1 protein-coding gene is annotated in these 1352 nt (G+C 37.4%); it reads right to left on the bottom strand.

Annotation, left to right across the window (positions count from 1 at the left end; all coding sequences use genetic code 11):
- Positions 1 to 88: 88 nt before the first annotated feature.
- Positions 89 to 1246, bottom strand: coding sequence for an IS30 family transposase (locus CWB66_RS12730; protein ID WP_033040882.1), 1158 nt, complete (start codon positions 1244 to 1246; stop codon positions 89 to 91).
- Positions 1247 to 1352: the final 106 nt, after the last annotated feature.

Below are 1352 nucleotides of genomic sequence, written 5' to 3' on the forward strand. Positions count from 1 at the left end.
CGCCCGAACAAATTGAAATCCGTGAGCTTAAAAAGCAAATACAACGCATTGAATTAGAAAAGGATATATTAAAAAAGGCAGGGTGATATCAAGTGGTCAGTGCAACATGGTTTTTAATCATATCATTAGGAGTTAAATAGTTTAATATTCTTCTTGGTCGATTATTTAGTTTATTAGCGATTTTATCTAAATAACGTTGGTCAAAGCCATGTAGGCTTGTCTTTTTGGGGAAGTACTGCCTTAATAGGCGATTTGTATTTTCATTTGTTCCCCTTTGCCACGGACTACTCGGGTCACAAAAGTAAACATCTGTATTCGTATTTTTAGTAAATCTTTTATGGTCTGCTAATTCCATTCCCCGATCCCACGTTAGTGTGTTTTTAAGTGCCTTTGGTAAACCATTAAATTTCAGAATAAGTGCATTTACTACATTTTTAGTATCCTTACCATTAACTTGTACCAAAGCTGTATACCGTGTTTTTCGATCAACCAATGTTGCTATATGTGAGTTGCTACTTCCTGATATTAAATCGCCCTCCCAGTGACCTAGAGTTTCTCGTGTTTCAATTTCATGAGGCCTTTCATGAATTGTTTTAGCATCAATAATACCTTTATAAATTCCCTTATTTGTTGAGCGTTTACCATGCCTCAACTTACGTTTTGAGCGAAGATGGCTAAGGACTGCTTTTTCGAAAATATAGCGTGATGGGATAAATAACGTTTTATAAATAGTCTCATGTGAGATATGCATTTCAGATGATGCTGGGTGTTTTATTTTTAACCAGCCAGAAATTTGCTCTGGTGACCAGTCATCTAGTAGCTTAGATTCAACCAAATCGCTAAGTGGATTACCTTTTTGCAATTTACATTGCTTTGGCCTTAATGCTCGCTCTAGCGCATTTTTATCAGCCGTAACTGCACGGTATTTGGCAATACCACCATTGCGTTTGATTTCACGGCTTACTGTTGACGCTGCCTTTTCTACATTACGAGCTATTGCCCTGATAGATAAGCCTGAAGCTAAACCTCTTGATATATCTTCTCGCTCTTCTAAAGAAAGAAACGATAATCGACGTTTTCGTTGCACTGGCGATATTCCACCTTTTAATTTAAGTACACCGAATATAGAACCAGCATGCCTATCAAGCGTCAAGCCTATTTCGCTAAGCGTTTTACCTTCACGCCATAAGAACCATGCTTTCAGCTTTTCAATATCACTTAAACCACGTTTTGATAAGTCAGTCATAACTACCTAATTAATAATCAATTATAAGGTGTTGCATTGACCTATTGAATTCACCACCGCTCTCTTGATGTCCGACTCCCTGAACAATTCTCGTTAATCGAGAAGT

Origin of the sequence: Pseudoalteromonas sp. S558, assembly GCF_005886635.1 — a bacterium.
Classification (GTDB): domain Bacteria; phylum Pseudomonadota; class Gammaproteobacteria; order Enterobacterales; family Alteromonadaceae; genus Pseudoalteromonas; species Pseudoalteromonas aliena.

Bases quoted from the DNA above. Each gene is read 5' to 3' on its own strand.
- CWB66_RS12730 (WP_033040882.1), bottom strand. From the start codon at position 1,246: ATGACTGACTTATCAAAACGTGGTTTAAGTGATATTGAAAAGCTGAAA.